25 protein-coding genes and 1 tRNA gene are annotated in these 26898 nt (G+C 67.7%); 6 read left to right on the top strand and 20 right to left on the bottom strand.

All coding sequences use genetic code 11. From position 1 onward, the window contains the following. Positions 1-132: 132 nt before the first annotated feature. The 4 genes from sufD to R5H19_RS04390 all read right to left on the bottom strand — a co-directional run bounded on the left by sufD (position 133) and on the right by R5H19_RS04390 (position 4216). Entirely contained in the window at positions 133-1437 is a 1305-nt protein-coding gene (gene sufD, locus R5H19_RS04405) for a Fe-S cluster assembly protein SufD (RefSeq protein ID WP_318157737.1), read from the bottom strand. Then, a complete protein-coding gene (sufC, locus tag R5H19_RS04400; protein WP_318157736.1) occupies positions 1434-2186 on the bottom strand; it encodes a Fe-S cluster assembly ATPase SufC in 753 nt (250 codons plus the stop codon). Before sufC ends, sufD begins: the two co-directional genes overlap by 4 nt. Before the next feature lie 69 nt (positions 2187-2255). Continuing rightward, positions 2256-3722 (bottom strand): Fe-S cluster assembly protein SufB, encoded by a 1467-nt coding sequence (gene sufB / locus R5H19_RS04395; RefSeq protein ID WP_318157735.1) that lies wholly within the window; start codon positions 3720-3722, stop codon positions 2256-2258. An 8-nt stretch (positions 3723-3730) separates the two neighbouring features. Then, positions 3731-4216 carry an SUF system Fe-S cluster assembly regulator gene (locus tag R5H19_RS04390; protein WP_318157734.1) on the bottom strand — a complete coding sequence of 162 codons (486 nt, stop codon included), beginning with the start codon at positions 4214-4216 and terminating at the stop codon, positions 3731-3733. Positions 4217-4358: 142 nt separating this feature from the next. On the opposite strand from R5H19_RS04390, the gene R5H19_RS04385 reads away from it, so the two are divergent. Next, positions 4359-5369 (top strand): phosphotransferase, encoded by a 1011-nt coding sequence (locus tag R5H19_RS04385; protein ID WP_318158154.1) that lies wholly within the window; start codon positions 4359-4361, stop codon positions 5367-5369. Next, complete coding sequence (gene murU / locus R5H19_RS04380) at positions 5366-6070, top strand: N-acetylmuramate alpha-1-phosphate uridylyltransferase MurU (protein ID WP_318157733.1); 705 nt, start codon at positions 5366-5368, stop codon at positions 6068-6070. The genes R5H19_RS04385 and murU overlap by 4 nt, the downstream gene beginning before the upstream one ends. Before the next feature lie 143 nt (positions 6071-6213). Here murU and secF read toward each other — a convergent pair whose 3' ends face one another. From secF to R5H19_RS04335, 9 genes are all read right to left on the bottom strand, one after another. Further along, entirely contained in the window at positions 6214-7176 is a 963-nt protein-coding gene (secF, locus tag R5H19_RS04375; RefSeq protein ID WP_318157732.1) for a protein translocase subunit SecF, read from the bottom strand. 13 nt (positions 7177-7189) lie between these two features. Continuing rightward, positions 7190-9073: a protein translocase subunit SecD gene (secD, locus tag R5H19_RS04370; protein WP_318157731.1), complete on the bottom strand. Its 1884-nt coding sequence runs from the start codon at positions 9071-9073 to the stop codon at positions 7190-7192. Between the two features lie 158 nt (positions 9074-9231). Continuing rightward, a complete protein-coding gene (gene yajC / locus R5H19_RS04365) occupies positions 9232-9564 on the bottom strand; it encodes a preprotein translocase subunit YajC (protein ID WP_318157730.1) in 333 nt (110 codons plus the stop codon). A gap of 157 nt (positions 9565-9721) precedes the next feature. Next, complete coding sequence (gene tgt / locus R5H19_RS04360; RefSeq protein WP_318157729.1) at positions 9722-10849, bottom strand: tRNA guanosine(34) transglycosylase Tgt; 1128 nt, start codon at positions 10847-10849, stop codon at positions 9722-9724. Between the two features lie 60 nt (positions 10850-10909). Next, complete coding sequence (queA, locus tag R5H19_RS04355) at positions 10910-11974, bottom strand: tRNA preQ1(34) S-adenosylmethionine ribosyltransferase-isomerase QueA (protein WP_318157728.1); 1065 nt, start codon at positions 11972-11974, stop codon at positions 10910-10912. Positions 11975-12007: 33 nt separating this feature from the next. Then, on the bottom strand, positions 12008-12610 hold the full coding sequence (locus R5H19_RS04350) for a response regulator transcription factor (RefSeq protein WP_318157727.1): 603 nt from the start codon (positions 12608-12610) through the stop codon (positions 12008-12010). Between the two features lie 73 nt (positions 12611-12683). Next, positions 12684-13913, bottom strand: coding sequence for a sensor histidine kinase (locus R5H19_RS04345; protein ID WP_318157726.1), 1230 nt, complete (start codon positions 13911-13913; stop codon positions 12684-12686). Positions 13914-13957: 44 nt separating this feature from the next. Beyond that, on the bottom strand, positions 13958-14749 hold the full coding sequence (locus R5H19_RS04340; RefSeq protein WP_318157725.1) for an ABC transporter permease: 792 nt from the start codon (positions 14747-14749) through the stop codon (positions 13958-13960). A 1-nt stretch (position 14750) separates the two neighbouring features. Further along, positions 14751-15680 carry an ABC transporter ATP-binding protein gene (locus R5H19_RS04335; RefSeq protein WP_318157724.1) on the bottom strand — a complete coding sequence of 310 codons (930 nt, stop codon included), beginning with the start codon at positions 15678-15680 and terminating at the stop codon, positions 14751-14753. 289 nt (positions 15681-15969) lie between these two features. Between R5H19_RS04335 and R5H19_RS04330 the strand changes: the two genes are divergently transcribed. The 3 genes from R5H19_RS04330 to upp all read left to right on the top strand — a co-directional run bounded on the left by R5H19_RS04330 (position 15970) and on the right by upp (position 18781). Then, positions 15970-17466, top strand: a complete 1497-nt coding sequence (locus R5H19_RS04330) for an aminotransferase class III-fold pyridoxal phosphate-dependent enzyme (RefSeq protein ID WP_318157723.1) — start codon at positions 15970-15972, stop codon at positions 17464-17466. A 154-nt stretch (positions 17467-17620) separates the two neighbouring features. Further along, the gene (locus R5H19_RS04325; protein ID WP_318157722.1) at positions 17621-18013 is read left to right on the top strand and encodes a PsiF family protein; all 393 of its coding nucleotides are present in this window, start codon (positions 17621-17623) and stop codon (positions 18011-18013) included. A gap of 123 nt (positions 18014-18136) precedes the next feature. Further along, positions 18137-18781: a uracil phosphoribosyltransferase gene (upp, locus tag R5H19_RS04320; RefSeq protein ID WP_318157721.1), complete on the top strand. Its 645-nt coding sequence runs from the start codon at positions 18137-18139 to the stop codon at positions 18779-18781. Between the two features lie 25 nt (positions 18782-18806). Here upp and pip read toward each other — a convergent pair whose 3' ends face one another. Together pip and R5H19_RS04310 are read right to left on the bottom strand one after the other, a co-directional pair. Further along, positions 18807-19766, bottom strand: a complete 960-nt coding sequence (gene pip, locus R5H19_RS04315) for a prolyl aminopeptidase (RefSeq protein WP_318157720.1) — start codon at positions 19764-19766, stop codon at positions 18807-18809. A gap of 62 nt (positions 19767-19828) precedes the next feature. Beyond that, positions 19829-21220 carry an FAD-binding oxidoreductase gene (locus R5H19_RS04310; protein WP_318157719.1) on the bottom strand — a complete coding sequence of 464 codons (1392 nt, stop codon included), beginning with the start codon at positions 21218-21220 and terminating at the stop codon, positions 19829-19831. Positions 21221-21343: 123 nt separating this feature from the next. Here R5H19_RS04310 and serA point away from each other — a divergent pair, with 123 nt between their 5' ends. Then, entirely contained in the window at positions 21344-22576 is a 1233-nt protein-coding gene (serA, locus tag R5H19_RS04305) for a phosphoglycerate dehydrogenase (RefSeq protein WP_318157718.1), read from the top strand. A gap of 56 nt (positions 22577-22632) precedes the next feature. Here the strand turns inward: serA and R5H19_RS04300 are convergent. The 5 genes from R5H19_RS04300 to pheS form a co-directional block, all read right to left on the bottom strand. Then, positions 22633-22709: transfer RNA gene (locus tag R5H19_RS04300), tRNA-Pro, on the bottom strand. A gap of 52 nt (positions 22710-22761) precedes the next feature. Further along, complete coding sequence (locus R5H19_RS04295) at positions 22762-23118, bottom strand: MerR family transcriptional regulator (protein WP_007512073.1); 357 nt, start codon at positions 23116-23118, stop codon at positions 22762-22764. After that, a complete protein-coding gene (ihfA, locus tag R5H19_RS04290; protein ID WP_318157717.1) occupies positions 23099-23398 on the bottom strand; it encodes an integration host factor subunit alpha in 300 nt (99 codons plus the stop codon). Before ihfA ends, R5H19_RS04295 begins: the two co-directional genes overlap by 20 nt. A 1-nt stretch (position 23399) precedes the next feature. Next, the gene (gene pheT / locus R5H19_RS04285; RefSeq protein WP_318157716.1) at positions 23400-25778 is read right to left on the bottom strand and encodes a phenylalanine--tRNA ligase subunit beta; all 2379 of its coding nucleotides are present in this window, start codon (positions 25776-25778) and stop codon (positions 23400-23402) included. A 22-nt stretch (positions 25779-25800) separates the two neighbouring features. Further along, on the bottom strand, positions 25801-26796 hold the full coding sequence (gene pheS / locus R5H19_RS04280; RefSeq protein WP_318158153.1) for a phenylalanine--tRNA ligase subunit alpha: 996 nt from the start codon (positions 26794-26796) through the stop codon (positions 25801-25803). Between the last annotated feature and the right edge of the window lie 102 nt (positions 26797-26898).

Raw genomic sequence — 26898 nt, 5'->3', positions numbered from 1 at the left:
CTCCCCTGCTCGCCCCAAAGGGACTTCCTTCGGTCGCAGGGGAGGACCGGGGCGGGGTCGCTCTTGATCTTCAAGTCAAGAGCCTTACCCCCTCCCGACCTCCCCCTGCACAGCAGGGGGAGGAGAAAGGCATCACGCGGGCAATTGTGCGATCAACAGGCCCGACAGATGCTCGCGCAGCGCCGCGTTCGGCAGATCGTCCAGCACGGCGCGGCAGAACGCAGCGGTCAGCAGCGCGCGCGCCTCGGCCAGTGGGATGCCGCGCGAGCGCAGGTAGAACAGCGCACGCTCGTCGAGCTGGCCCACGGTGGCGCCGTGCGCGGCCTTCACCTCGTCGGCGTAGATCTCCAGCTCCGGCTTGGTGTCGATCTCGGCGCCCGGCGACAGCAGCAGGTTCTTGTTGTTGAGGCTGGCGTCGCTGCCGTCGGCGCCGGGCGCGACCAGGATGGCGCCGCGGAACACGCCGCGCGCACGGTCGTTGGCCACGCCGCGCCACACGGAGGTGGAAGCGGTATCCAGCGCCTGGTGGCGGATCGCCAGCTGGGTATCGACGTGCTGGCGGCCGTGCGGCATGAACGCACCGCGGGTGTGCAGCTGCGCCCCGTCGCCGACCAGCTCGGCCTGCAGGTCGTGCCGCACCAGTGCGCCGCCCAGTTCCAGCACGTGCAGTCGCGCCTGGGCGCGCGCGTGCAGGCGCAGGTTGCTGCGGCGAATCAGGTTGGCGCCGGCCGCGGCGTCTTGCAGCACGGTGCAATGGAGCTGCGCGCCTTCGTGCAGTTCGACATCGCCGACCAGGGTGGCCAGCTGGGCCTGCTCGCCGCTGCCGACGTGCTGCTCGATCAGCTCCAGCGAGGCGCCCTCGCCCAGTTCGACCACGTTGCGCGCATGCCAGGCCGGCTCGGTCTCCGCAACGGCGCCCACGAAGACCAGTTGCACCGGCACCTCGATCCTCGCGTGGGCGGCCACCCGCAACACCACGCCGTCGCCGGCACGGGCGGCATTGACCCGGGCGAATGCGTCGCCGGCGTCGCGGTAGCGCCGCGACAAGGCGAAACGCAGCGGCTCCGCTTGATCGCGCAGCGCCTGCGCCAGCGGCAGCAGCGACAACCCCCGGGGCAGCGCGTCGAGCGCCGACAGGTCGGCGCGGAACACGCCGTTGACGAAGACCAGTCGCGGCCCGTCCACGCCCGGCAGGGCAAACGCGGCGGCATCGACGTCGCGCGTTGCCGCGCCGGCGTCGCCGGCGGCGAAGCAGCGCTGGCCGAGGCCGCGCAGCGCCGTGTACTTCCACGCCTCGACCCGCGCACCGGGCAGGCCGCCGGCGGCGAACGCCGCGAGGTTCTCGCGCCGCGCCTCGTCCAGCCAGGCGACGCCGCTGACCGGCAGCGGCGCGTCCAGCAGCGAGGCGAGCAGCGGCAGGGATGCCGGCTGGTTCATGCCACGGCCCCCGCGCCAAGCCCGGCGTAGCCGTGCTCTTCCAGCTTCAGCGCCAGCGACTTGTCGCCGCTCTCGACGATGCGGCCGTTCGCCAGCACGTGCACGAAATCCGGCACCACGTAGTCGAGCAGGCGCTGGTAGTGGGTGATCATCAGGAACGCGCGGTCCGGCGAACGCAGCGTGTTGACGCCCTGCGCCACCTGCTTCAGCGCGTCGATGTCCAGGCCCGAGTCGGTCTCGTCGAGGATCGCCAGCTGCGGCTCCAGCACCGCCATCTGAAAGATCTCGTTGCGCTTCTTCTCGCCGCCGGAGAAACCCTCGTTGACCGCGCGGTGCAGCAGCTCGTCGGAGATCTGCATCACCTTGAGCTTCTCGCGCACCAGTTTCAGGAAGGCCATGGAGTCGAGCTCCTTCTCGCCGCGCTGCTTGCGCTGTGCATTCAGCGCCGCACGCAGGAAGTAGGTGTTGTTGACGCCGGGAATCTCCACCGGGTACTGGAACGCCAGGAACACGCCGGCCGCGGCGCGTGCCTCAGGCGAAAGCTGCAGCAGGTCGATGCCGTTGTAGGTCACCGAGCCGGCAGTCACCTCGTAGCCCTCGCGGCCGGACAGCACGTTGCCCAGCGTCGACTTGCCGGCGCCGTTCGGTCCCATGATCGCGTGCACCTCGCCCGCGTTCACGGTGAGGCTGAGCCCCTTGAGGATTTCCTTGCCCTCGACGCGGGCGTGCAGGTTTTCGATTTTCAGCATTTCAACATCCGGGAATCGGGAATGGGGAATCGGGAGCGGCCCGCGCTGCGGCGACTCCGGCCAGGCACGTCACCCAACCGCACCTTCCAGGCTCACCTCAAGCAATTTCTTCGCCTCCACCGCGAACTCCATCGGCAGCTCGCGGAAGACCTGCTTGCAGAAGCCGTCGACGATCATCGACACGGCGTCTTCCTCGCCGATGCCGCGGCTGCGGCAGTAGAACATCTGCTCGTCGGAGATCTTCGAGGTGGTGGCCTCGTGCTCGACGATCGCGGTGGGATTCTTCACTTCCATGTAAGGGAAGGTGTGCGCGCCACACTTCTTGCCGATCAGCAGACTGTCGCACTGGGTGTAGTTGCGCGCACGCTCGGCGCCTTTCTCCATCTTCACCAGGCCGCGATAGCTGTTCGAGCTGCGCCCGGCGCTGATGCCCTTGGAGACGATCTTCGACTTGGTGTCCTTGCCGAGGTGGATCATCTTGGTGCCGGTGTCGGCCTGCTGGAAGTGATGGGTCAGCGCCACCGAGTAGAACTCGCCCACCGAGCGGTCGCCGCGCAGCACCACGGAAGGATACTTCCAGGTGATCGCCGAGCCGGTTTCCACCTGGGTCCAGCAGATCTTCGAGTCGTCGCCGCGGCAGTCGCCGCGCTTGGTCACGAAGTTGTAGATGCCGCCGACGCCGTTCTCGTCACCGGGGTACCAGTTCTGCACGGTGGAATACTTGATCTGCGCTTTCTCCAGCGCCACCAGTTCCACCACCGCCGCATGCAGCTGGTTCTCGTCGCGCTTCGGCGCGGTGCAGCCTTCGAGGTAGGACACGTGCGCGCCTTCCTCGGCCACGATCAGGGTGCGCTCGAACTGGCCAGTGTTCTGCGCGTTGATGCGGAAGTAGGTGGACAGTTCCATCGGGCAGCGCACGCCCTTCGGGATGAACACGAAGCTGCCGTCGGAAAACACCGCCGAGTTCAGCGCGGCGAAGAAGTTGTCGCCGGTAGGCACCACGCTGCCGAGGTATTTCTGCACCAGTTCGGGATACTCGCGGATCGCCTCGCTCATCGAGCAGAACAGCACGCCGGCGTCGGCCAGCTGCTTGCGGAAGGTGGTGCCCACCGAGACCGAGTCGAACACCGCGTCCACCGCCACACCGGCCAGCGCGGCGCGCTCGTGCAGCGGCACGCCGAGTTTCTCGTAGGTTTCCAGCAGCGCGGGGTCGACCTCGTCCAGCGACTTGGGCTGCTTCTTCGGCGCGGCGTAGTAGCTGATCGCCTGGTAGTCGATCGGGTCGATGTTGAGCTTGGCCCAGTCCGGTTTCGGCATGGTCAGCCAGTGGCGATAGGCCTCGAGCCGCCACTCGGTCATCCACTCCGGCTCGCGCTTGACCGCGGACAGCGCGCGGATAGTGCCCTCGTCCAGGCCCGGCGGCAGGCCGGTCATCTCGATCTCGGTGACGAAGCCGGCGCTGTAGCTGCGGCCGAGGATCTCGGCCACTTCCGCGTTGTCGCGCAGCGTGGCGGCGGTGCTGCTCTGGTTGTTCATGATCTCGTTCATTCGGTGGTGACGCGGCGGGCTCTTACCGGCATGGGGATTTCGCTCAGCGGCACGGCGGCGACCCTGCGCGGCGGCCGTGGTGGCTGCGGCTTGAGCATGTCGGCCAGGCTGACCGCGCGCAGCGCGTTGTCCAGCACGTTGTTGACCAGCTGCCAGCTGCCGCGCACGCCGCAGCCCGCCTCGCGGCCGCACTGGCCCTCGACGCTGCACTCGGTCATGCCGATCGGCCCTTCCAGCGCCTCGACGATGTCGGCCAGCGAGATCTCGCCGGCCGGACGCGCCAGCCGGTAGCCGCCGTTGACGCCGCGGAACGACTCGACCAGTGCGGCATGGCCCAGCGTCTTCAGCAGCTTGCTCACGGTGGGCAGCTCCAGCCGCGTCTCGTCGGCGATCTGCACCGCGCTGAGCACCTCGTCGGGGTGCGCGGCGATGCAGGTCATCACCACGGTGGCGTAATCGGTCAATCGGCTGACGCGGAGCATGAGGGGCGCTCGGGCTGGCGTGCTTGAATCGGGACCAAAATGGTACTGATTTGACGCCGAACGGTCAACGTCGCTTCGCCGTCAACTCGTCACAGCGCTGGCGGATCGTTAAGCTGGAGCCATCTTGTTGCCTCTGGTTGCCATGCCCTCGACCGCCGATCGTGCCGCCGCCCGCCTCGCCTGGACCCGCCAGGCGCTGGACGATGTCGGCCTCACGCTGGAATCCGCCTCTTCCGACGCCAGTTTCCGCAGCTACTGGCGCACCACGCACGGCGGGCAAAGCTGGATCGTGATGGACTCGCCGCCGCAGCACGAAGACCCGCGGCCGTGGCTGGCGATCGGCGCGCGGTTGGCCGCCGCCGGGCTGCACGTGCCGGCGGTGCGGGCGCAGGATCTGCAGCAGGGCTTCCTGCTGATCGAGGACCTCGGCTCGCGGCTGTATCTGGCCGAGCTCAACGATGCGAACGCGGACAGGCTCTACGGCGACGCGATGAATGCGCTGCTCGCAATGCAGACCCGCGTGCCAGGCGACGACCTGCCGCCGTTCGATCACGCCGTGCTGGTGAACGGACTGGAAGTGATGCCCGAATGGTTCCTGCAGCGCCACCTCGGCCACACGCCCAGCTGCGGGGAATGGGACGTGCTGGAAGCCGCCTTCGGCGTGATCGTGCGCAACGCGCTGGCACAGCCGCGCTGTTTCGTGCACCGCGATTTCCACAGCCGCAACCTGTTGGTGGTGGCCGAAAACAATCCGGGCATTATCGACTTCCAGGGCGCGCTGCACGGCCCGGTCACCTACGATCTCGCCTCGCTGCTGCGCGACGCGTACATCGCGTGGCCGCGTGCACGCGTCGAAGACTGGGTGGAATCCTACCGGTTGCACCTGCGCCAGGCCGGCGTGATCGGCGAGGAGATCGACGCGGCACGCTTCCTGCGCTGGTTCGACCTCACCGGCCTGCATCGCCATGTGCGCGTGCTGGGCCAGTTCTACCGGCTGTGGTACCGCGACGGCAAGCCGGGCTACCTGAGGGACGTGCCGCAGGTGTATCGCTACGTGGTCGAGGTGGCGGGCAGCTATCCCGAACTGGCCGACTTCGCCGCGTTGCTCGAACGCCACGCGCAGGGCCGCGATCTCACGCAGGTGGCCGCATGAGGCACGCGCTGATCTTCGCCGCCGGCCTGGGCGAGCGCATGCGCCCGTTGACCGATCGCACGCCCAAACCCCTGCTGCCCGCCGGCGGCAAACCACTGATCGCGTGGCACCTGGAAAAGCTGGCCGCGGCCGGCGTGCACTATGTGGTGATCAACACTTCGCACCTGGCCGAGCAGTTTCCCGCCACGCTCGGCGACGGCTCGCGCTGGGGCCTGCGCATCCGCTATGCGTACGAAGGCCCCACGCCGCTGGAAACCGGCGGCGGTATGCTCAACGCGCTGCCGCTGCTGGGTACCGAGCCGTTCCTGGCGGTGAGCGGCGACGTGTGGTGCGACGTGGATTTCGCCGCCCTGCCCGCCGAACCACAGGGCCTGGCGCACTTGCTGATGGCAGACAATCCCGCGCATCACCCCGGCGGCGACTTCCGGCTGGATGCCGAAGGCCGCCTGCGCGACGACGGCGAACCCCGGCTCACCTACAGCGGCATCGGCGTGTTCCGCCGCGAACTTCTGGAGGACTGGCGCGAGGCGGTCGGCGCTGCGCCCGGCGCCGACGCAAAACCGCCGCGTTTCAAGCTGCGACCGCTGCTGCAGGCGGCGATTGCCACCGCGAAAGTGGGCGGTTCGCACCATCGCGGCGCGTGGACCGACGTCGGCACGCCAGCGCGACTGGCCGAGCTGGAATCCGCGCTGCGCGGGTAGCGTGCAAACGATCGGGACGAAAAAACGGCCCGGGTGAGACCGGGCCGTTTCGTGGAGTGGGGGGCACCCCTCTGCCCTGCGGGCATCCCCCTGCAAGCAGGGGAGAAAATATTGGAATCACCCGCCTGGCGGGTGATGCTTGCTCAGGGCCGCCGCGCCAGCTCCGGGTTTTCCTTGGTCACCGGCATCAGGTCCTTCTTGGTCACGCCCAGCCACAGCAGGATCGGGCTGGCCACGAAGATCGAGGACAAGGTACCGACCACGATGCCGATCAGCATGGTGATGGCGAAGCCGTGCACCGCGGTGCCGCCGAAGAAGTACAACGCGCCCATGGTGATGCCGGTGAACAGCGAGGTGATGATGGTGCGCGACAGCGTGTTGTTGATCGAGCGGTTGAGGATCTCCTCCGGCTCGGCCTTGCGCGCCAGCCGGAACAGCTCGCGGATGCGGTCGAACACCACCACCTTGTCGTTGATCGAGTAGCCGATTACCGCCAGCACCGAGGCCAGCACGGTCATGTCGAATTCGCGCTGCACCAGCGCCAGGATGCCCAGCGTCACCAGCGTGTCGTGCACCTCGGTGATCACCGCGGCGATCGCGAAGCGGCGCTCGAAGCGGATCCACAGGTAGAACATGATGCCGAGGATCACGAATACCGCCGCCACCGTGCCGTCGCTGCGCAGTTCCTGGCCCACCTGGGCGCTGACGAAATCGCGACTCTTCAGCTTCGCGTCCGGGCGGGCCACCTGCAGCACCTTCATCACGTCGGCGGCAATGCGGTCGAGGTTGATCTTGCCGTTGGCATCGACCGCGCCGGGGTCGTCCTTCGGCTGCAGGCGGATCGACACCTCGCGGGTGCCGCCCAGGCTCTGCACCATCGCGTTGTGGATGCCGCCCTTCTCCAGGGCCCCGCGCACGTCGGCGATCTCCACCGACTGCTGGTAGTCGACCACCATCGACACGCCGCCGGTGAAGTCCAGGCCGTAGTTGAGGCCCCGGAACATGATCAGCCCGATCGAGGCGAGCATCAGGAAAATGGCGATGGCAATGGTGTACTTGCGCATCCCCAGGAAGTGGATGTTGCTGTCGTGATTGAAGATTTCCATGAGATTTCCGCCCTTACACCGAAAGGGTCTTGAGCTTGCGGTGGCCATGGATCGCCGCGGTGAACGCGTGGGTCAACGTCACCGAGGTGAACAGCGAGGTCAGGATGCCGATCAGCAGCGTCACGCCGAAGCCCTTGATCGCGCCGGTGCCCATGGTAGTCAGCGCCAGCGCAGCGATCAGGTGGGTGACGTTGGCGTCGAGAATGGTCGACCACGCCTTCTCGTAGCCGGCGCGGATCGCGGCGTGCGGGCTGGAGCCGTTGCGCAGTTCCTCGCGCACGCGTTCGCAGATCAGCACGTTGGCGTCGATCGCCATGCCCAGGGTCAGCACGATGCCGGCCACGCCGGGCATGGTCAGGGTGACGCCGATCAGCGACATCACCGCCAGCAGGATCACCAGGTTGAAGAACAGCGCGATATCCGCCACCAGGCCGAACAGCTTGTAGTAGATCGCCGCGGCCAGCAGCACCAGGGCCAGGCCGAGCATCACCGCCTTGAAGCCCTTGTCGATATTGTCCTGGCCGAGGCTGGCGCCGATCACGCCTTCCTCAACGATGTCCATCGGCGCGGCCAACGCGCCGCCCTTGAGCAGCAGCGCCAGATCGGAGGCTTCCTTCGGGCTGCCCAGGCCGGTGGTCTGGAACTGCTTGCTGAAGGGGCTCTGGATGGTGGCGTCGTTGATCACCGTCTCGGTGACCTTGGGTACGCGCACTTCCTTGCCGTCGACCACCTTGGTCTCGTACACCTGCTCCACGTACAGCACCGCCATCGGCTTGCCGACGTTGGCGTTGGTGAAGTCGCCCATCTTCTTGGCGCCGGCCGCGTTCAGGGTGACGTCGACCTTCGGCGTGCCGCTCTGCTGGTCGATGCCCGAGGAGGCGTCCACCAGCTGGTTGCCGGTCACGATGATCTGCTTGCTTACCAGCACCGGCAGATTGCTGCCGCGCATGTAATACAGGTTGGCGTCCGGCGGGATGTTGCCGGTGCGTGCCGCTTCCACCGCGCGGGCGTCGCCGGGCTGGCCGATGCCGGGACGGTACTGCAGCGTGGCGACGGCGCCGATCAGCTTCTTCGCCTCGGTCGGGTCCTGCACGCCGGCCAGCTCGACCACGATGCGGCTGTCGCCCTGCTGCTGGATCAGCGGCTCGGACACGCCCAGCGCGTTGATGCGGTTGCGCAGCGTGCCCAGGTTCTGGGTGATCGCGCCGCGCGCCAGCTCGCGCAGCTTCTCCGGCTTGATCGCCACGTTCAGCACGAAACGGTCGCCGGTGCTGGCGCCATCGGCCACGTTGAGGTCGGTGTATTCGTTGGCGATCGCATCGGACGCGGTCTTGCGGTCGTCGGCCGAACGCAGGATCACCGCGATGCCCTGGCCGCCCGCGACGTTGCGGGTCACCGATTCATAACGGATGTTTTTCTGCCGCAGCAGGCTGCGGATGTCGTCCGCGTAGCTGTTTTCCTGCTTCTCGATCGCGTCCTTCTGGTCGACCTGCATCAGGAAGTGCACGCCACCTTGCAAGTCCAGGCCCAGCGGCATCGAGCGGGCGCCAATCGCACTCAGCCAGCCCGGCACGTTGGACTGCAGCTTGAACGCCACGGTGTAGCCGTCGCCCAGTGCCGCCTTGATCTCGTCGGCGCCGCTCTTCTGCACGTCGGAGTTGGCGAACGTGGCCAGCAACTGGTCGCCTTCCACGAACACGTCGGTGACCGCGATCTTCTTCGCCGCCAGCGCCGCGGCCACCTTCTGCTGCACCGCCTGGTTGATCGGCGGCGCGTCGCGGTTGGCCGTGACCTGCACGGCCGGTACCGGCGGGAATGCATTCGGCAGCGCGTAGATGACGCCGAACAGCATCACCAGCGCGACCAGCACGTATTTCCAGCGGGGAAAATCATTCATGATCCGGTCCTTTGCGAACGTCCGTGATCGCGAACGTCAGGAAGCGGCCATCCGTGACCGAAATTTGTTTTTACGATCGTCCGTGACCGCGAACGTCAAGAAGCGGCCATCCATGGCCGCACTATTCGAAAAAGTCCCGCCTCCGGGCGCCCCGGCTTTCAGACGGACTTCAGCGAGCCCTTGGGCAGCACCTGCTGGACCGCGCCCTTCTGCACCTTGACCTTCACGCTGGCCGCGATCTCGACGGTGATGAAGGTCTCGCCCACCTCGTCCACGCGCCCGGCGATGCCGCCGTTGGTGACCACCTCATCGCCCTTGGCCAGGCCGGCGATCAGCGCGCGGTGTTCCTTCTGCCGCTTCATCTGCGGACGGATCATCATGAAATACATCAGGCCGAACAGCACCACCATCATGATGATCATGGACATGCCGCCGCCCTGCGGCTGCGGCGCGGCGGCTTGGGCGATCACCGGGGAGATCGAAAAACTCATGGATTGGTCTCGCAAGTTATGGCGTCGTCGAGGTTTTCGACAGAACGCCTGATAAAAGATTCCCGATTATGCCATGCGCCCCCTACGCATGCACGGCGGCGGCGCGTCGGCCCGCACCCCGCCGGAAACCGCCAGCTGGCGCCCCCGAAACCCCTTCCTACGAAACCGCGGCGCCTTGGCGGCGGGCATAGAACTCCGCCACGAACGACTCCAGCGTGCGGCCGGCGATCGCCGCACGCAGGCCGGCCATCAGGCGCTGGTAGTAGCGCAGGTTGTGCATGGTGGCGAGCTGGCTGCCGAGGATCTCGTTGCAGCGGTCGAGATGGCGCAGATAGGCGCGACTGAAGCCGCTGCTGCAGCTGTAGCAGTCGCAACCCTCCTCGATCACCCCGGTGTCGGCGGCGTACTTCGCGTTGCGGATGCGCAGCGTGCCCTCGGCGGTGAACAGGAAACCGTTGCGGGCGTTGCGCGTCGGCATCACGCAGTCGAACATGTCGATGCCGCGGCGCACTGCCTCCACGATGTCCTCCGGGCGGCCCACGCCCATCAGGTAGCGCGGCCGGTCGGCCGGCAGCAGCGGTACGGTGAAGTCCAGCGCGTGGTTGCGTTCGGCCTCCGGCTCGCCCACGGCGAGGCCGCCCACCGCGTAGCCGTCGAAGCCGATATTCACCAGGACCTCGGCGGAACGGCGGCGCAGCGGCTCATACACGCTGCCTTGCACGATGCCGAACAGGCTGTTCGGGTTCTGCAGGTCGTCGAAGGCGCGGCGCGAGCGCTCGGCCCAGCGCAAGCTCAGCTCCATCGAGTCCAACGCCACTTTCTCCGTGGCTGGGTACGGCGTGCACTCGTCGAAGATCATCGCGACGTCCGAATCCAGCGTCGTCTGGATCTGCATCGACACTTCCGGCGACAGGAACACCTTCGAGCCGTCCACCGGCGAGGCGAAGGTCACGCCTTCTCCGGTGATCTTGCGCTTGTGCGCCAGCGAGAACACCTGGAAGCCGCCCGAGTCGGTGAGGATCGGCTTGTCCCAGCCGATGAAGCGGTGCAGCCCGCCGAACTGCTCGACGATCTCCAGCCCCGGCCGCAGGAACAGGTGGAACGTGTTGCCCAGAATGATCTCGGCGCCGGTCTCGGTGACGTCGCGCGGGGTCATCGCCTTGACCGAGCCGTAGGTGCCCACCGGCATGAACGCCGGCGTCTCCACCGTGCCACGGGCAAAGGTGAGGCGGCCGCGGCGGGCGGCGCCGTCGGTGGTGTGAAGGTCGAACTGAAGGGAGGTCATCCGCCGATTATCGCGGGTTTGCCCCACCACGCCCATCGCCCGCACCTCGTACGGCAACGGTTACAGGCCGTGCGGCAGGATCAGCATGGCGTCGCCGTAGGAGAAGAAGCGGTAGCGCTGCTCGACCGCATGGCGGTAGGTGTCGAGCACGAACTCGCGCCCGGCCAGCGCCGATACCAGCATCAGCAGGGTCGACTGGGGCAAGTGGAAATTGGTGATCAGGCCGTCGATGCTGCTGAAGCGGTAGCCGGGAAAGATGAAGATCTGCGTCTCGCCGGCGAACGGGTGCAACTCGCCGCCCTTGCTGGCGCTTTCCAGCGCGCGCACCACGGTGGTGCCCACCGCGATCACCCGTCCGCCGTTGGCGCGGGCGCGACGGATCTGCCCGATCAGGTGCGCGCCGACGTTGAGCCACTCGCGGTGCATGTGGTGGTCCTTGATGTCGTCCACACGCACCGGCTGGAAGGTGCCGGCACCGACATGCAGGGTGATGTAGCCGAACTCGACGCCACGCTCGCGCAGCCTGGCCAGGATCGCCTCGTCGAAGTGCAGGCCAGCGGTGGGCGCCGCCACCGCGCCGGGTTCGCGCGCGAACACGGTCTGGTAGCGCTCCATGTCGCTGGCGTCGGCGTGGCGCTCGATGTACGGCGGCAACGGCATCTCGCCCAGCTTCAGCAGCAGCTTCTCCAGCGGCTCCGGCGCCTCGAAACGCAGCCGGAAGAAACTCTCGTCGCGGCCCAGCACCAACGCATGGCTGCCATCGGCCAGCTCGATCCGCGCGCCTTCCTTCGGCTTCTTGCTGACCCCCAGTTGCACCACCGCCTCGTGCGCGCCGGTGACCCGCTCGATCAGGATCTCCACCGCGCCGCCGGTGTCCTTGCGCCCGTACAGCCGCGCCGGCAGCACGCGGGTGTCGTTGAACACCAGCAGGTCGCCCGGCCGCAGGAAGTCGGGCAGCTCGCGGAACATGCGGTCCTGCCGCGACTGCGCCGCCACATCGAGCAACAGCAGGCGGCTGGCCGAGCGCTCGGGCAGCGGGACCTGCGCGATCAGTTCGGGCGGCAGGTCGAAATCGAAATCGGACTTCTTCAAGGCGGGTGCGGCCGGCAGCGGAAAACGGGACATTATCCTGCAGCGCGCCGATTCCGGCGCAACCGCCTACAACCAGCCTTTTTGCCGCGCCAGCCGATAGGCCTCGATGCGATTGGCCACGCCGAGTTTGCCGATCGCCTCGGAAAGGTAATTGCGCACGGTGCCGTGGGAGAGATTCAACCGGGTGGCGATGTCGCCGGCGGACTGGCCCTCGCCCGCCAGACGCAATACCTGGCGTTCGCGGTCGTTCAGCGGATCGGCCTCGGACCATGCCTCCAGCGCCAGCTGCGGGTCGATCGCGCGGCCACCGCGATGCACGGTGCGCAAGGCCTCGGCGAGGTTCTCGGCGGGCGCGTCCTTCAGCAGATAGCCGGACACGCCAGCGTCCAGCGCGCGGCGCAGGAAGCCCGGTCGCGCGAAGGTGGTGACGATGACCACCTTGATCGGCAGTTCCTGGCGCTGGATGCGCTGAGCCAGCTCCAGCCCGGTGAGGCCGGGCATCTCGATGTCGGTAACCAGCACGTCGGGCCTCAGCCGTTGCAGCTCGCGCCACGCGGCCTCGCCGTCGGCCGCGGAACCGAGCACCTCGATGTCGTTCTCCAGGTTCAGCAGCGCGGAAAGTGCGCCGCGCACCATCGCCTGGTCCTCGGCCAGCAGCACGCGGATCATGCGGTGGCTCCGGTGTGTCGGCGGCGGTGGAAGTGTGGCGTCATGGTCCTTGCAGGCATGGGTATAGGGGAATTCAAGCGACCGGCCGATCCGCCGCCGCATGCACCAGCGACCCGGTGGCCGACGGGTCCAGCGCGGAACGGGACGGCTCGACCAGGCGCATGATCGGCAGCGGCACCGTCACCCGCAAGCGTGAACCCTGGCCACGTGGCGACTCGCATACCAGCGTGCCGCCGAGCGTACGCACCCGTTCGCGCATGCCGCTCAGGCCATTGCCGTCACTCTCGATGCCGCCGCGACCGTTGTCGCTGATCTGCAGGCAGACGCTGCCCCGCTCGCGCGTCATCTCGATCCGCGCCTGGCTGGCACCGGCATGTCGCGCGATATTGGTCACCGCCTCGCGCAGGATCAGCGACAGGCCGCGTTCGACATCGCCCGGCAGGTCGGTGGGCAGCTCGCCGTAATCCAGGTGCACCCGCGAGGATTCCAACAGCAGCCGCGCCGAAGCCAGCTCGGCGGCGAGGTCGGTGGCGCGGATGCCGGTGACGGCGCAGCGCACTTCGGCCAGGGCGTGGCGCGCGACCTTTTCCGCTTCCTCGACCTCGCGCCGGGCGGCCGCGACGTCGCGATCGAACAGCTTGCGCGACAACTCCAGCTTGAGCGTGATCAGCGACAGGGTATGGCCCAGCAAGTCGTGCAGGTCGCGGCCGATCCGTTCACGCTCCGCCGTGGCGGCGAGCCGACGCACCTCGTCGTGCGAAAGACTGAGGGCGGCATCCTTTTCCTTGTGGAGCTGTTCGACCATGACAATGGTGCAGATGACGAAGACCGTGACCGGCATGATCACCAGCAGCGACGGCGGATAGCCGATCCGCCAGACCAGCCCCACGTAGATGGCGTTGATCAGCAACACCTGGATCAGGTGACTGCGGAAGTGCCGCCTGTCGCAATGACACAACATCACGCAGGCGTATACGTAATAGCTCAGGCCGCTGTAATACCAGGGCATCAAGCTGAAGCACAGCACTGCCATGCCCCACGCGTAGAGATACGCCGTCCGCCGCGGGGCCAGCTGCCTCATGGCGAACAGCAGCAGGAACAGCGGGTACGAGCCCAGCGTGCACAGCAGCCAGGTCAGGGTGTAGCCATGCAGGCCGCGGTCGAACAGCGGCGTGATGAAGATCCACAGCGACCACAGCAGGTGCACGCTGTCGGCCCACGGCGACTTGCCCCGGCGCAGGTCGTCGGCCACCGCCGAGTCGGGTGCCGGCACGAACCATCGGGTGATCGAGGCGGGGATCATGGCGTGGTTTGTCGCTGGGGACCGGGTCTGCAGGGCATGCTACTTCAACCGTACCGGCGCAGGCGCCGCGCCGCCATCAAAAGGAAGGCCGCGGCAAAGCCGACCAGCACCAGCGCATGGACCGGCAGTGGCCCCTTGTTCATGCCCACTGCCGCCAGCGCCAGCATGTCCAGATGGTAGCTCGGCCACATTGGCGCGATCTGCTGCAGGAATGCGGGCAGCATCGGCAGCGGAATCCACAGGCCGGACAGGAACGACATCGGCAGGTAGATCAGGTTCAGCATGCCGGGCGCTCCCTGGCCCTTGATCAGGGTGCCGACGTACATGCCCAGCGCGCAGAACGGCAATACGCCGAGCATGCCGGTGAGCAGCAACGCGCCGGCCTGGATCAGGCTCAAACTCACGTGGCCCAGAGTCAGCGCCAGCGCCAGCAGCAGCAGGATCACCGCTCCGGCGGCGACCATTGCCATCAGCATCTTGCCCAGCAGATAGGCGCCCGGCGGCATCGGCAGCGCGCGCTTGAAGGTCAGCAAGCCGCCGTCGCGCTCCAGCGCCAGCGACACGCCGAAGCCGAACAGGCCCGGGCTCATCACGCCGAACACGCCGTAGCTGGCCAGCAGGTAGCGCGCCGCGTCGGCGCCGTTGGACTTCGCCATCAGCACGCCGAACAGCAGGTAGAACATCGCCGGGAACAGCATGATCGGCAGCATGAAGCCGGGGGCGCGCATGTAGCGCAGACATTCGCTGCGCGCCTCTTCGAGATAGGCGCCGAGCACTCGGCGGTGCGGCATGTCGATGGTGGGCGCCGATGCAGCAACGGAAATGGCGGTTTGCATGTCAGGCAGCCTCGCGCTGGTCGGTGTCCGCGGCCGCGTCGGCGTCGCGGGTGAGTTCGGTGAACGCCTCGGCCAGGCCGGCGCGCTGCACTTCCAGTTCGCGCAGTTGCGGGTCGGCGTCGAGCAGGCGGCGCACCACGGATTCGGCCGCAGCGGTGCCGATGTGCAGGCGCCCGTCTTCGCGGCGCGCCTCGCTGACCTCGGGCCAGCCGTACACCGTGTCGATCGGCAGGGAACTGAGACAGCGGACGCGTTTCAGCGCCACCCGCGCGCGCAGCTCCTCGACCGTGCCCTCGTGAATCATGCGTCCGCGCGACATCACGCAGACGCGGTCGGCCAGTGCCTCGGCCTCCTCCAGGTAGTGCGTGGTCAGCAGCACCGAGCAACCTTCGGCGAGCAGCTGGCGGATCGCCGCCCACAGCTTCTGCCGCGCCTCGATGTCCATGCCCACGGTAGGCTCGTCCAGGAACAGCAGTTCGGGCCGGCCGCACAGCGCCAGTGCGAACTGCACCCGGCGCTGTTGGCCACCGGAGAGCTTCGCGTAGGGCCGCCGGAGCAGGTCGGCGACGCCGGCCAGGTCGGCCGATTCCCGCACCGTGCGCGGGCTCGGGTAATAGCTGGCGGTCAGCCGCAGCAGTTCGCCCACTCGCAGCGTGGGCGGCAGTTCGGCGTTCTGCAGCATCACGCCAATTCGGCGGCGCGCCTCGATCCGCTGCGGATCCTGGCCGAACAACTGGACACTGCCGGCATCGGCGCGGACCAACCCCAGCAGCAGGCTGATGGCGGTGGTCTTGCCGGCGCCGTTGGGACCGAGCAACGCCAACAGCTCGCCGTGGTGCAACTGCAGGTCGGCGCCATCCAGCGCGGCGAGCCGTCCGTAGCGCTTGACGGCGCCATCAAGGCAGGCGATCGGGATGTGGGCATGCGGCATGGGGAAATCCTCCGGTGCCGCACATGCTGCGCGCGGCCGGCGACAGTCTGCAGTCGCCGGCGTCAGCCATCCGGAGTGACAGCCGTCACCCGCGGTGGCGGCACGGGGTTACGGCCATCGTCGCCGCAAGGTATCCTGTGAGGAATAAAGCCGCGCAGAAGCACTCGTCCAGCGGCAGAAACACCTGAAAACATTGGGGAAGTGTCGGCTTTGGCACTTCCCGGCACGCATTCACCAATTCCGCCACACGGCACGACATGCCACCCGGCGGAGCTACGGAGGATTCATCATGGGTGTGATCAACCAGCTGCGCGAACTGCGCGAATTCGGCGGCAAGCCGCGGACCGTCGGCCTGGACGACGCCACCATCGAGCGCATGGCGGCGAACGACCCGCTGCTGGGCCAGGCGGTAGCCGAGGCGGTGGCGCGCCACCGCGAGCTGCGCCCTGAACTGGGCGATTTCCTCAAGCTCGACGAAGCCGATCAGTTGGCCCGTGCGCAGGCTGGCTTCGTCAACTTCTACCCGGACGACGCGATCAACCCGTACCTGCCGGCCGCCGCGCGCGGCCCGTGGATCGTCACCCTGAAGGGCGCCGTGGTGCACGACAACGGCGGCTACGGCATGCTCGGCTTCGGCCACAACGACCCGGCGATCCTGGCCGCGCTGGCCCGCCCGCAGGTGATGGCGAACGTGATGTCGCCCAGCGTGTCGCAGCTGCGCTTCACCGCGGCGCTGGACAAGGAACTGGGCCGCAGCCGCGGCGGCAGCCCGTACAAGCACTACCTGTGCCTGAACTCCGGCTCGGAATCGGTTTCGCTGGCCTGCCGCATCGCCGACGTCAATGCCAAGGCGATGACTGACGCGGGCGGGCGCTACGCCGGCCGCACCATCAAGCGCCTCGCCGTGAAAGGCGCGTTCCACGGCCGCACCGAAGCGCCGGCGCTGTACTCCGACTCCAGCCGCAAGACCTATCAGCAGAACCTCGCCAGCTACCGCCACGAGGACACCTTGATCACTGTGGCGCCCTACGACGTGGCGCAGCTGGAAGCCGCGTTTGCCGACGCCGACAAGCACGGCTGGTTCATCGAGGCGATGTTCCTGGAGCCGGTGATGGGCGAAGGCGACCCCGGCCGTGCGGTAACGCCGGAGTTCTACCAGGCCGCCCGCACGCTGACCGAATCGCACGGCACCCTGCTGCTGGTCGACTCGATCCAGGCCGGCCTGCGCGCGCACGGCGTGCTGTCGTTCGTGGACTACCCGGGCTTCGAGGGCCTGCCGCCGCCGGACATGGAAACCTTCTCCAAGGCACTCAACGCCGGCCAGTACCCGCTGTCGGTACTCGCCGTCAGCGAACGCGCCGCCGGGCTGTACCGCAAGGGCATCTACGGCAACACCATGACCACCAACCCGCGCGCGTTGGACGTGGCGCTGGCCACGCTGGGCGAGCTCAGCGACGCCGTGCGCGAAAACATCCGCGAGCGCGGCAAGGAATTCGTCGACAAGCTCAACGCACTGAAGCACGAACTGGGCGGCCTGATCACCAAGGTGCAGGGCACCGGCCTGCTGTTCTCCTGCGAACTGTCTGCGGAGTACAAGTGCTACGGCGCCGGCTCCACCGAGGAGTACATGCGCGAGCACGGCGTCGGCGTGATCCACGGCGGCGCCAACTCGCTGCGCTTCACCCCACACTTCAACGTCACCAGCGCCGAGGTCGACCTGATCATCGCCCACGTGCGCAAGGCGCTGCTGGAAGGCCCGCGCAAGGCCAAGGCCGAGGCCGCCTGACCGGCGATTTGGCCCACACCGGCTGCGGCGGAGCACGACATGCCGCCGCAGCTGAATACTTCATGCACGTAAGATCTTGCCGACTCCCGTGAGGGTTGCCCCCTGCCTAGACTGACCCGGCCGGCAGCTGCCGGTCACCCAGGGAGGACTCACGATGTCACTATCTCTACGCCTGCTCGCCTTCAGCGCCACCCTCGCCTTCGCCGGCGCCGCCTTTGCCGCCAGCCCGGCCACCGCCCCTGCCACCGCACCGGCGGCCAAGCCGCATACCGCCCAGCAGCAGCGCATGATCGACTGCAACAAGCAGGCGACCGGCAAGAAAGGAGCCGAGCGCAAGACCTTCATGAGCTCCTGCCTGAAGGGCCAGAGCACCACCGCGGCCACCACGCCTGCCGCTGCCGCACCCTCGACGACACCTGCGGCCCATGAGACCCAGCAGGAGAAAATGAAGTCCTGCAATGCCGACGCCAAGGCGAAAGCGCTCAAGGGCGCGGAGCGCAAGACATTCATGAGCAGCTGCCTCAAGGGCGCCGCCGGCACTCCGTAATACCGCCGGCTCCTGTCACCCCTCCGGCCCCGCCGTCGTGCGCATGTCCATGCGTGCGCCGGCGGGGCTGCTTCGTTAAGCTCCCCGACTGTCGTGCGCCCCGCACTCGGAAGACAGTCGCCCATGAAGATCGTCGAAGTCCGCCACCCGCTGATCCGGCACAAGCTCGGCCTGATGCGCCGCGCCGGCATCAGCACCAAGGAATTCCGCGAGCTGGCCTCCGAGGTCGCCGCGCTGCTCACCTACGAGGCCACCAAGGACCTGGAAACCGTCGAGGAGCAGATCGAGGGTTGGGCCGGGCCGCTGCAGGTGCAGCGGATCAAGGGCAGGAAGATCACCATCGTGCCGATCCTGCGCGCCGGTCTGGGCATGCTGCCGGGCGTGCTCGACCTGATTCCCGCCGCCAAGGTCAGCGTGGTCGGCCTGCAGCGCGACGAGCGGACGCTGAAGCCGACGACCTACTACGAGAAGCTCACTGGCCGCATGGATGAACGCATCGCACTCATCGTCGACCCGATGCTGGCCACCGCCGGCACCCTGATCGCCACCGTCGACATGCTCAAGGCGGCCGGCTGCAAACGCATCAAGGGGCTGTTCCTGGTCGCCGCGCCGGAGGGCCTGGAGCGCATCACCGCTGCCCATCCCGACATCGAGATCTACACCGCCGCGATCGACCAGCGCCTCAACGAACACGGCTACATCCTGCCCGGCCTGGGCGACGCCGGCGACAAGATCTTCGGCACCAAACAGCTGCCGGCGAACGACTGAAGCCGTTCCGGCGGCCGCTGCTGGCTCACCGGCCGAAGCGGTCAGTCGCCTCCACCAGCTCGTGCAGGATCCCGGGCTCGAACGCGGAATGGCCGGCATCCTGCACAATGTGCAGGTCCGCCTCCGGCCAGGCACGATGCAAGTCCCACGCGCTGCGCAGTGGGCACACCACATCGTAGCGGCCCTGCACGATCACCGCCGGGATGTGGCGGATGCGCTCGACGTTGCGCAGCAACTGGTCGTCGTGCTCGAAGAAGCCGCCGTTGACGAAGTAGTGGCACTCGATGCGCGCGAACGCCAGCGCGAATTCGCCCTCGGCGCTGGATTCGATGTGCGACTTGTCCTGCCACAGGAAACTGGTGGCCCCCTCCCACACCGACCAGGCGCGCGCCGCGTCGATGCGTACCGATGCCTCGGGGCTGGTCAGGCGCCGATAGTAGGCGCTCATCAGGTCGCCACGCTCGACCTCGGGAATCGCCGCGAGGTAGGCCTCCCACGCATCCGGATACAGCGCGTCGCAGCCCTTCTGGTAAAACCACTCCAGCTCCCAGCGACGCAGCATGAAGATGCCGCGAAGCACCAGCTCGGTGACCCGGTCCGGGTGCGTCTGCGCATAGGCCAGCGCCAACGTGGAGCCCCACGAACCGCCGAACACCTGCCAGCGATCGATACCCAGATGCTGGCGCACGCGCTCGATGTCGGCGACCAGGTCCCAGGTGGTGTTCTCGCGCAACTCGGCATGCGGAGTGGACTGGCCGCAGCCACGCTGGTCGAACAATACGATGCGGTACACCGCCGGATCGAAGAAGCGCCGGCACTTCGGACTGGTACCGCCACCCGGGCCGCCGTGCAGGAACACCACCGGCTTGCCGTGCGGGTTGCCGCTCTGCTCGTAGTACAGCGTGTGCAGGGGCGAGACCGGCAGGAAGCCGCTGTCGAATGGCTCGATATCGGGATACAGCGTACGCAGCGGCGACGACGGCATGACGGCTCCCTGAAGCCAACAGACAAGCCGCCAAGCCTAGCACGGACACGGCCTGCCGGCCTTCAATCGACGGCGAACAGCTTGCCGGGGTTGAGGATGCCGTGCGGGTCGAACACCTCGCGCACGCCGCGCATCAGCGCGATCTCCGCCGCGCTGCGGGTGCTCTCCAGATAGGCCCGCTTGACCAGGCCGATGCCGTGCTCGGCCGAGATGCTGCCGCCGTGGCGCTGCAGGGTCACCGCCAGCAGCGTAGTGACGTGTTCGCACTGGGCGATGAACGCGTCCTCCGCCAGATCATCCGGGCGCAGCACGTTGATGTGCAGGTTGCCGTCGCCGATGTGGCCGAACCAGACCACCTCGACCTGCGGATACTCGCGCGTCAGCAGCGCTTGCATCTCGTGCAGGAACGCCGGTACTGCGCTGATCCGCACCGATACGTCGTTCTTGTACGGCCGCCGCGGCGCCAGGCTCTCGGTGATGCCCTCGCGCAACCGCCACAGCGCGGCGGCCTGCGCTTCGCTCTGCGCGATCACGCCGTCGCTGACCCAGCCCTGCTCCAGCGCATGCTCGAACGCGGCCAGGGCGGCCTCCTGCTGGCGCTCGTCGGCCGCGTCGAATTCGGTCACCACGTAGTAGGGATGATCGCCGTCGATGGCGCGCTGCGCGCCGTGGGCCAGCACGTGGCGCAGCGCCGCATCGGTGAAGAACTCGAAGGCCTGCAGCGCGAGCCGCGCGCGGAACAGCGCGAACACCTGCATCAGCGCGTCCATGTCCGGCAGCGCCAGCAGCATCACCTGCGACGGCGGTGGCAGATCGGTCAGCTTCAGCGTGGCCTCGACCACGATGCCCAGCGTCCCTTCCGAACCGATCAGCAACTGGCGAAAATCGTAACCGCTGGAGTTCTTGACCAGCCCGCGGTTGAGTTCGAGCAATTCGCCGTTGCCGGTGACCACCTTCAACCCGGCGATCCATTCGCGCGTGTTGCCGTAGCGGATCACCCGGATGCCACCGGCGTTGGTGGCGATGTTGCCGCCGATCGAGCAGGAGCCGCGTGCGGCGAAATCGACCGGATAGACCAGGCCGTGCTCGCGGGCGGCCTCGTGCACGTGCTGCAGGATCATGCCGGGCTGCACGGTGAGCGTGCGGTCGACCGCATCGAAGCCCACCACCCGGTTCATCCGCTCCAGGCTCAGCACCAGCTCGCCGTTGGCAGCCACCGCGCCGCCGGACAGGCCGGTGCGGCCGCCGGACGGCACGATCGCCACGCGCTGTTCGTTGGCCCAGCGCACGATGGCCTGCACCTCGTCCGCACTGGCCGGCAGCGCGATCGCCAGCGGCGCCGGGGTCCAGCGGCGGGTCCAGTCACGGCCGTAATGCTCCCGTTCGGAGGGTGCGGTGAGCAGGCGCAGCCCGGGCAACCGGCGGGACAATTCGGCGAGACGGGGATCGGACATGCTTCGGCTCCAGGATCGTCCGCACAGCCTGCCAGCCACATCCCGCCGCGTCCAGTGTTGCGGTGCCGCATCCCGACTCCGGCTCTGGCATAGTAGGCACTTTCCCCCAGCCAGGATCGACGCATGCAGACCTCCTACCCCCGCCAGGACATCAAGGTGTTGCTGCTGGAGGGCGTCAGCGCCAGTGCGGTCGAGAACTTCCGCCGCGCCGGCTACAGCCAGGTCGAGCTGCATGCGAAATCGTTGCCGGAGGATGAACTGAAGGCGCGCATCGCCGACGCGCACATCATCGGCATCCGCTCGCGCACTCACCTCACCGCCGAGGTGCTGGCGCAGGCCAAGCGACTGATCGCGGTGGGCTGCTTCTGCATCGGCACCAACCAGGTGGACCTGGACGCCGCGCGCAGGCTCGGCGTACCGGTGTTCAACGCGCCCTATTCCAACACCCGCAGCGTGGCCGAGCTGGTGATCGCCGAGGCGATCATGCTGCTGCGCGGCATTCCGCAGAAAAACGCGCTGTGCCATCGCGGCGGCTGGACCAAGTCGGCCAGCGGCAGCTACGAGACGCGCGACAAGGTGCTCGGCATCGTCGGCTACGGTCACATCGGCACCCAGGTCGGCGTGCTGGCCGAAAGCCTGGGCATGCGGGTGATCTTCCACGACATCGAGACCAAGCTGGCGCTGGGCAACGCGCGCGCCGTGTCCGGCCTGGACGAGTTGCTGGAACGTGCCGACGTGGTCACTCTGCACGTGCCGGAAACTCCAGCCACCCAACTGATGATCCGCCGCGAGCAACTGGCGAAGATGCGCGCCGGCGCGATGCTGATCAACGCCTCGCGCGGCAGCGTGGTGGACATCGACGCACTGGCCGCGGTGCTGCGCGCAGGCCACCTGGCCGGCGCCGCGGTCGACGTGTTCCCGCTCGAACCGAAAGGCAACGACGATCCCTTCGTCTCGCCGCTGATCGGCCTGGACAACGTGATCCTGACTCCGCACATCGGCGGCAGCACGCTGGAGGCGCAGGACAACATCGGCATCGAAGTGGCCAGCAAGCTGGTGCGCTACAGCGACAACGGCTCCACCCTGTCGGCGGTAAACTTCCCCGAAGTGGCGCTGCCCGAACACCCGCACAGCCGCCGCCTGCTGCACATCCATCGCAACGTGCCCGGAACGCTGTCGCGCATCAACGAACTGTTCTCGGCCGGCAACATCAACATCGACGCGCAGTTCCTGCAAACCGACGGCGAAGTAGGCTACGTGGTGATCGACGTCAGCGCCGACGAGGCCCAGGCCAATGAGCTGAAGACGAAGCTGGCGGCAATCCCCGGAACGCTGCGCAGCCGCGTGCTGTACTGAAGCCGCCAAACGAAAAAAGCGCCCTCGGGCGCTTTTTTCGTGCTCGGTCACCGAATTGGTCGGGGCGGCCGGATTCGAACCGACGACCCTCTGCCCCCCAGGCAGATGCGCTACCAGGCTGCGCTACGCCCCGACATACGGCAAGCTGGCAAGTCTAGCAGCTTGTGCGGCGCGTCCGGAAGCCTTCAGCGACGCAGCAGGGTCAGCACTTCTTCCAGCTCCATCCGCACCTGGCGCACGATCTGGTGCGAGATGCTCGCCTCCATCCGCGCCTGCGGCCCTTCCAGGCGCGCGCGCGCGCCGGTGATGGTGAAGCCCTCGTCGTACAGCAGCGAGCGGATCTGGCGGATCATCAGCACGTCGTGGCGCTGGTAGTAGCGGCGGTTGCCGCGGCGCTTGACCGGGTTGAGCGCGGGAAACTCCTGCTCCCAGTAGCGCAGCACGTGGGGCTTCACACCGCACAACTCGCTGACCTCACCGATGGTGAAGTAGCGCTTGGCCGGAATGGCAGGCAGTTCGGTGTTATTCCCTTGGTCCAGCATAGCCCTCGACTCTTACCTTGAGTTTCTGTCCCGGCCGGAACGTCACCACGCGCCGGGCGGAGATCGGAATCTCCTCGCCGGTCTTCGGATTGCGTCCGGGCCGCTGGTTCTTCAGCCGCAGGTCGAAATTGCCGAAGCCGGACAACTTCACCTGCTCGCCGCTTTCCAGTGCCCCGCGAACCACCTCGAAATAGGCGTCCACGAACTCCTTGGCCTCACGCTTGTTGAGGCCCACGTCGAGGAAAAGCCGCTCGGCCATTTCCGCCTTGGTCAGCGCCATTTCACCCTCGCAGCTTTGCCTTGCATGTCTGCTCCAACGCAGCTATCGCCTCACGTACGCAACGGTCCGCGTCGTCGTCGGTAAGCGTGCGTGAAGCGTCCTGTAAAATCAAGCCCATAGCGAGGCTTTTTCGGTCGGCTTCGACACCCTTGCCGCTGTAACGGTCGAACAGGCGCAATTCTTTCAGCCGCTCGCCCAGCGTGCGGCGGACCACCTGCTCGATCTGTGACCAGCTGACCGATTCCGGCAGCTCCACCGCGATGTCGCGGCGGACTGCGGGGAATCTTGGCACCGCCCGGACCTGCGGCAGGCGGCGCGCCAGCAGCGGCTCCAGGGCCAGTTCCAGCACATGCACGTCAGCTCCCAGATCCAGCGCCTTGGCAAGACGCGGATGCAACGCCCCCAGATAACCCACGGTCTCGCCGTCACGGGTGACCCGTGCGCCGCGCCCCGGATGCAGCCAGCCCGGCAGGCCGTCAGCACGCACCGACCAGCGCCGGGGCTCCCCGCCCCAGGCCACCAAGGCATCCAGGTCGCCCTTGAGGTCATGGTAATCCAGCACCCGCGACGGCTCGCCCCACTGCTCGGCACGGGCGCTGCCGCAAGCGGCGATGGCCAGGCTGGGGGTTTCCACCGGAGGATCGCCCGCGGCAAATACCCGCGCGACCTCGAACAGGCGCACCCGCTCCTGTTGGCGCGCGCGGTTGTGCCGCAGCGCCTCGACCAGCCCCGGCAGCAGCGACGGCCGCATCACGGCCAGGTCGGCCGAAAGCGGGTTGGCCAGCGACACCAGGCCTTCGTTGAAACCCCAGCCCGCCAGCAGGTCGGCCGCCACGAAGGACAGGTTGACGGCCTCATGGTAGCCGCGCGCGGCCAGTTGCTCGCGCAGCGCCAGCTCACTGATGCGCGCCTCCGGCTCGATGGCCAGGGTCAGCGCGCCGGCCGGCGTCGCGATGGGGATGTTGTCGTAGCCGAAGATGCGCGCGACCTCCTCGATCAGGTCCTCCTCGCGCTCGATATCGAAGCGGCTGCTCGGCGCGGTGACCCGCCAGCCGTCGGCCGTGGTCTCCACCCGCATGCCCAGCGCGGTGAAGATGCGCACCACTTCGGCATCGGCCACCTCCACGCCAAGCACGCGCCCGAGGCGCGCGCGGCGCAGCGTCACCGGCGCTGGCGACGGCAGGTCAGCGAGGTTTTCCGCCACCAGCACCGGGCCGGCCTTGCCGCCGGCGATCGCCAGCAGCAGTTCGGTGGCGCGCTCCAGCGCGCGACGCGGCAGCCCGGGGTCGACGCCGCGCTCGAAGCGATGCGAGGCATCGGTGTGCAGGCCCAGCTTGCGTGCGCGTCCCATGATCGCGGCCGGCGCGAAGTGCGCGGCCTCGAAGAAGATGTTGCGGGTAGCGTCGGTGACGCGCGAATCGAAACCGCCCATCACGCCGGCCACCGCCAGCGGCTTCGCTTCGTCGGCAATCAGCACGAAGCCCGCATCCAGTTTCGCCTCGTTGCCGTCGAGCAGCTTCAGCGTCTCGCCGGGGCGCGCCTGGCGCACCACGATGTCGCCTTCGAGCGTGTCGTTGTCGAATGCATGCAGCGGCTGGCCCAGTTCCAGCATCACGTAGTTGGTGATATCCACCACCGCGCTGATCGGGCGCAGGCCGGCGCGGCGCAGGCGCTCGGCCAGCCACAGCGGCGTGCGCGCAGCCGGGTCGATGCCTTCGACGATGCGGCCGAGATAGCGCGGCGCATCCCTGCCGGCTTCCAGCCGGATGCCGCGACGCGCCTCGCCGGTCACCGGCGCAGCTGCCTGTGCCGGCACCTTCACCATGCTGCCGAACAATGCGGCCACGTCGTGGGCCAGGCCGACCAGGCCAAGACAATCGGGGCGGTTCGGCGTGAGCTTCAGTTCGAAGCTGGCGTCGGGCAACCCCAGATAGTCAGCCAGCGGCTGGCCCACCGGCGCATCGAGCGGCAGTTCCAGCAAACCGGAAGCGTCGGCGTCGATGCCCAGCTCCCTGGCCGAGCACAGCATGCCGGACGACTCGACGCCACGCAGTTTCGCCGCCTTGATCCCGATGCCGCCGGGCAGCGTTGCACCGATCATGGCCAGCGGCACCTTGATGCCCACGCGCGCGTTCGGCGCGCCGCAGACGATCTGCAGCGGCTCGCCCTGCCCCGCATCCACCTTGCACACCTGCAGCCGATCGGCTTGCGGGTGCTTTTCGGCGGCGATGATTTCAGCCACCACCACGCCAGCCAGGCCTTGGCCCAGCGGCGTGAGTTCCTCCACTTCCAGCCCGGCCATGGTCAGCGCATGGGCCAATTGGGCGCGGTCGGCCTTGATCTCGACCAGCTCGCGCAGCCAGTTCTCGGAAAATTTCATGCTCGTGGATTCCAGGATGCGATCAGGCGAACTGCTTGAGGAAACGCAGGTCGTTCTCGAAGAACGCGCGCAGATCGGAAACGCCGTAGCGCAGCATCGCGAAGCGCTCCACGCCCAGGCCGAAGGCGAAGCCGGTGTAGCGTTCAGGATCGATGCCGCAGTTCTTCAGCACGTTCGGATGGACCATGCCGCAGCCCAGTACTTCGAGCCAGCGCGTCGAACCATCCTCAGCGTCCCAGCGAATGTCCACTTCGGCCGAAGGTTCGGTGAACGGGAAGTAGCTGGGACGAAAGCGCATCTCGAAGTCGCGCTCGAAGAACGCGCGGATGAACTCGGCCAGCGTGCCCTTGAGGTCGGCGAAGCTGGAGGTTTCGTCGACCAGCAGGCCCTCGATCTGGTGGAACATCGGCGAGTGGGTCTGATCCGAATCGCTGCGATAGACCTTGCCCGGCGCGATGATGCGGATCGGCGGCTGGCGGCCGGCCATGCTGCGGACCTGCACCGGCGAGGTATGCGTGCGCAGCAGGCGGCCGTCGCCGAAGTAGAAGGTGTCGTGCATGGCGCGCGCCGGATGGTGCGGCGGGAAATTCAGCGCCTCGAAATTGTGCCAGTCGTCCTCGATCTCCGGACCGTCGGCACGCTGGTAGCCCAGCCGCGCGAAGATCGATGCGATGCGCTCCAGCGCCCGGGTGATCGGATGGATGCCGCCGCGTTCGCCGTCGCGCCCCGGCAGGCTGATGTCCAGCTTCTCGGAGGCGAGGCGGCGATCAAGTTCGGCCTGTTCCAGCGCCAGCTTGCGCGCGGCCAGCGCGTCGGCGAGGCGCTCCTTGATCTTGTTCACTTCGGCACCGCGCACCTTGCGCGCATCCGGCGCCAGCGTACCCAGCGCCTTCAGCGCGGCGGTGACGATGCCGTTCTTGCCCAGCAGCCCGACGCGCAACGCGTCGAGCGCCTCCAGCGTGTCGGCCTTGTCGATTTCGGCCAGCGCCTGCGCGGCGCGGCTGTCCAGGTCGTCCATCGATGCGATTCCCACTTGAGGATCCCACAGAAACGAAAACGGGGAGGAGGCGTTGGCCTCCTCCCCGCTTGCTTTACATCATATCGTGCTGGCGCCACAGCG

The sequence above is a fragment of the Rhodanobacter sp. KK11 genome (assembly GCF_033345435.1).
Lineage (GTDB): Bacteria > Pseudomonadota > Gammaproteobacteria > Xanthomonadales > Rhodanobacteraceae > Rhodanobacter.
This window is presented reverse-complemented; position numbering and strand designations above follow the sequence as displayed.

Excerpts from the sequence above, each read along its gene's own strand:
- sufC (WP_318157736.1), bottom strand. The coding sequence starts at position 2,186 with ATGCTGAAAATCGAAAACCTGCACGCCCGCGTCGAGGGCAAGGAAATC.
- murU (WP_318157733.1), top strand. The coding sequence starts at position 5,366 with ATGAGGCACGCGCTGATCTTCGCCGCCGGCCTGGGCGAGCGCATGCGC.
- sufD (WP_318157737.1), bottom strand. The coding sequence starts at position 1,437 with ATGAACCAGCCGGCATCCCTGCCGCTGCTCGCCTCGCTGCTGGACGCG.
- sufB (WP_318157735.1), bottom strand. The coding sequence starts at position 3,722 with ATGAACAACCAGAGCAGCACCGCCGCCACGCTGCGCGACAACGCGGAA.
- yajC (WP_318157730.1), bottom strand. The coding sequence starts at position 9,564 with ATGAGTTTTTCGATCTCCCCGGTGATCGCCCAAGCCGCCGCGCCGCAG.
- tgt (WP_318157729.1), bottom strand. The coding sequence starts at position 10,849 with ATGACCTCCCTTCAGTTCGACCTTCACACCACCGACGGCGCCGCCCGC.
- R5H19_RS04310 (WP_318157719.1), bottom strand. The coding sequence starts at position 21,220 with ATGTCCGATCCCCGTCTCGCCGAATTGTCCCGCCGGTTGCCCGGGCTG.
- R5H19_RS04390 (WP_318157734.1), bottom strand. The coding sequence starts at position 4,216 with ATGCTCCGCGTCAGCCGATTGACCGATTACGCCACCGTGGTGATGACC.
- R5H19_RS04345 (WP_318157726.1), bottom strand. The coding sequence starts at position 13,913 with ATGATCCCCGCCTCGATCACCCGATGGTTCGTGCCGGCACCCGACTCG.
- R5H19_RS04335 (WP_318157724.1), bottom strand. The coding sequence starts at position 15,680 with ATGCCGCATGCCCACATCCCGATCGCCTGCCTTGATGGCGCCGTCAAG.
- pheS (WP_318158153.1), bottom strand. The coding sequence starts at position 26,796 with ATGGACGACCTGGACAGCCGCGCCGCGCAGGCGCTGGCCGAAATCGAC.
- ihfA (WP_318157717.1), bottom strand. The coding sequence starts at position 23,398 with ATGGCGCTGACCAAGGCGGAAATGGCCGAGCGGCTTTTCCTCGACGTG.
- secF (WP_318157732.1), bottom strand. The coding sequence starts at position 7,176 with ATGGAAATCTTCAATCACGACAGCAACATCCACTTCCTGGGGATGCGC.
- upp (WP_318157721.1), top strand. The coding sequence starts at position 18,137 with ATGAAGATCGTCGAAGTCCGCCACCCGCTGATCCGGCACAAGCTCGGC.
- queA (WP_318157728.1), bottom strand. The coding sequence starts at position 11,974 with ATGTCCCGTTTTCCGCTGCCGGCCGCACCCGCCTTGAAGAAGTCCGAT.
- pheT (WP_318157716.1), bottom strand. The coding sequence starts at position 25,778 with ATGAAATTTTCCGAGAACTGGCTGCGCGAGCTGGTCGAGATCAAGGCC.
- R5H19_RS04330 (WP_318157723.1), top strand. The coding sequence starts at position 15,970 with ATGGGTGTGATCAACCAGCTGCGCGAACTGCGCGAATTCGGCGGCAAG.
- R5H19_RS04325 (WP_318157722.1), top strand. The coding sequence starts at position 17,621 with ATGTCACTATCTCTACGCCTGCTCGCCTTCAGCGCCACCCTCGCCTTC.
- R5H19_RS04295 (WP_007512073.1), bottom strand. The coding sequence starts at position 23,118 with ATGCTGGACCAAGGGAATAACACCGAACTGCCTGCCATTCCGGCCAAG.
- R5H19_RS04340 (WP_318157725.1), bottom strand. The coding sequence starts at position 14,749 with ATGCAAACCGCCATTTCCGTTGCTGCATCGGCGCCCACCATCGACATG.
- R5H19_RS04385 (WP_318158154.1), top strand. The coding sequence starts at position 4,359 with ATGCCCTCGACCGCCGATCGTGCCGCCGCCCGCCTCGCCTGGACCCGC.
- R5H19_RS04350 (WP_318157727.1), bottom strand. The coding sequence starts at position 12,610 with ATGATCCGCGTGCTGCTGGCCGAGGACCAGGCGATGGTGCGCGGCGCA.
- secD (WP_318157731.1), bottom strand. The coding sequence starts at position 9,073 with ATGAATGATTTTCCCCGCTGGAAATACGTGCTGGTCGCGCTGGTGATG.
- serA (WP_318157718.1), top strand. The coding sequence starts at position 21,344 with ATGCAGACCTCCTACCCCCGCCAGGACATCAAGGTGTTGCTGCTGGAG.
- pip (WP_318157720.1), bottom strand. The coding sequence starts at position 19,766 with ATGCCGTCGTCGCCGCTGCGTACGCTGTATCCCGATATCGAGCCATTC.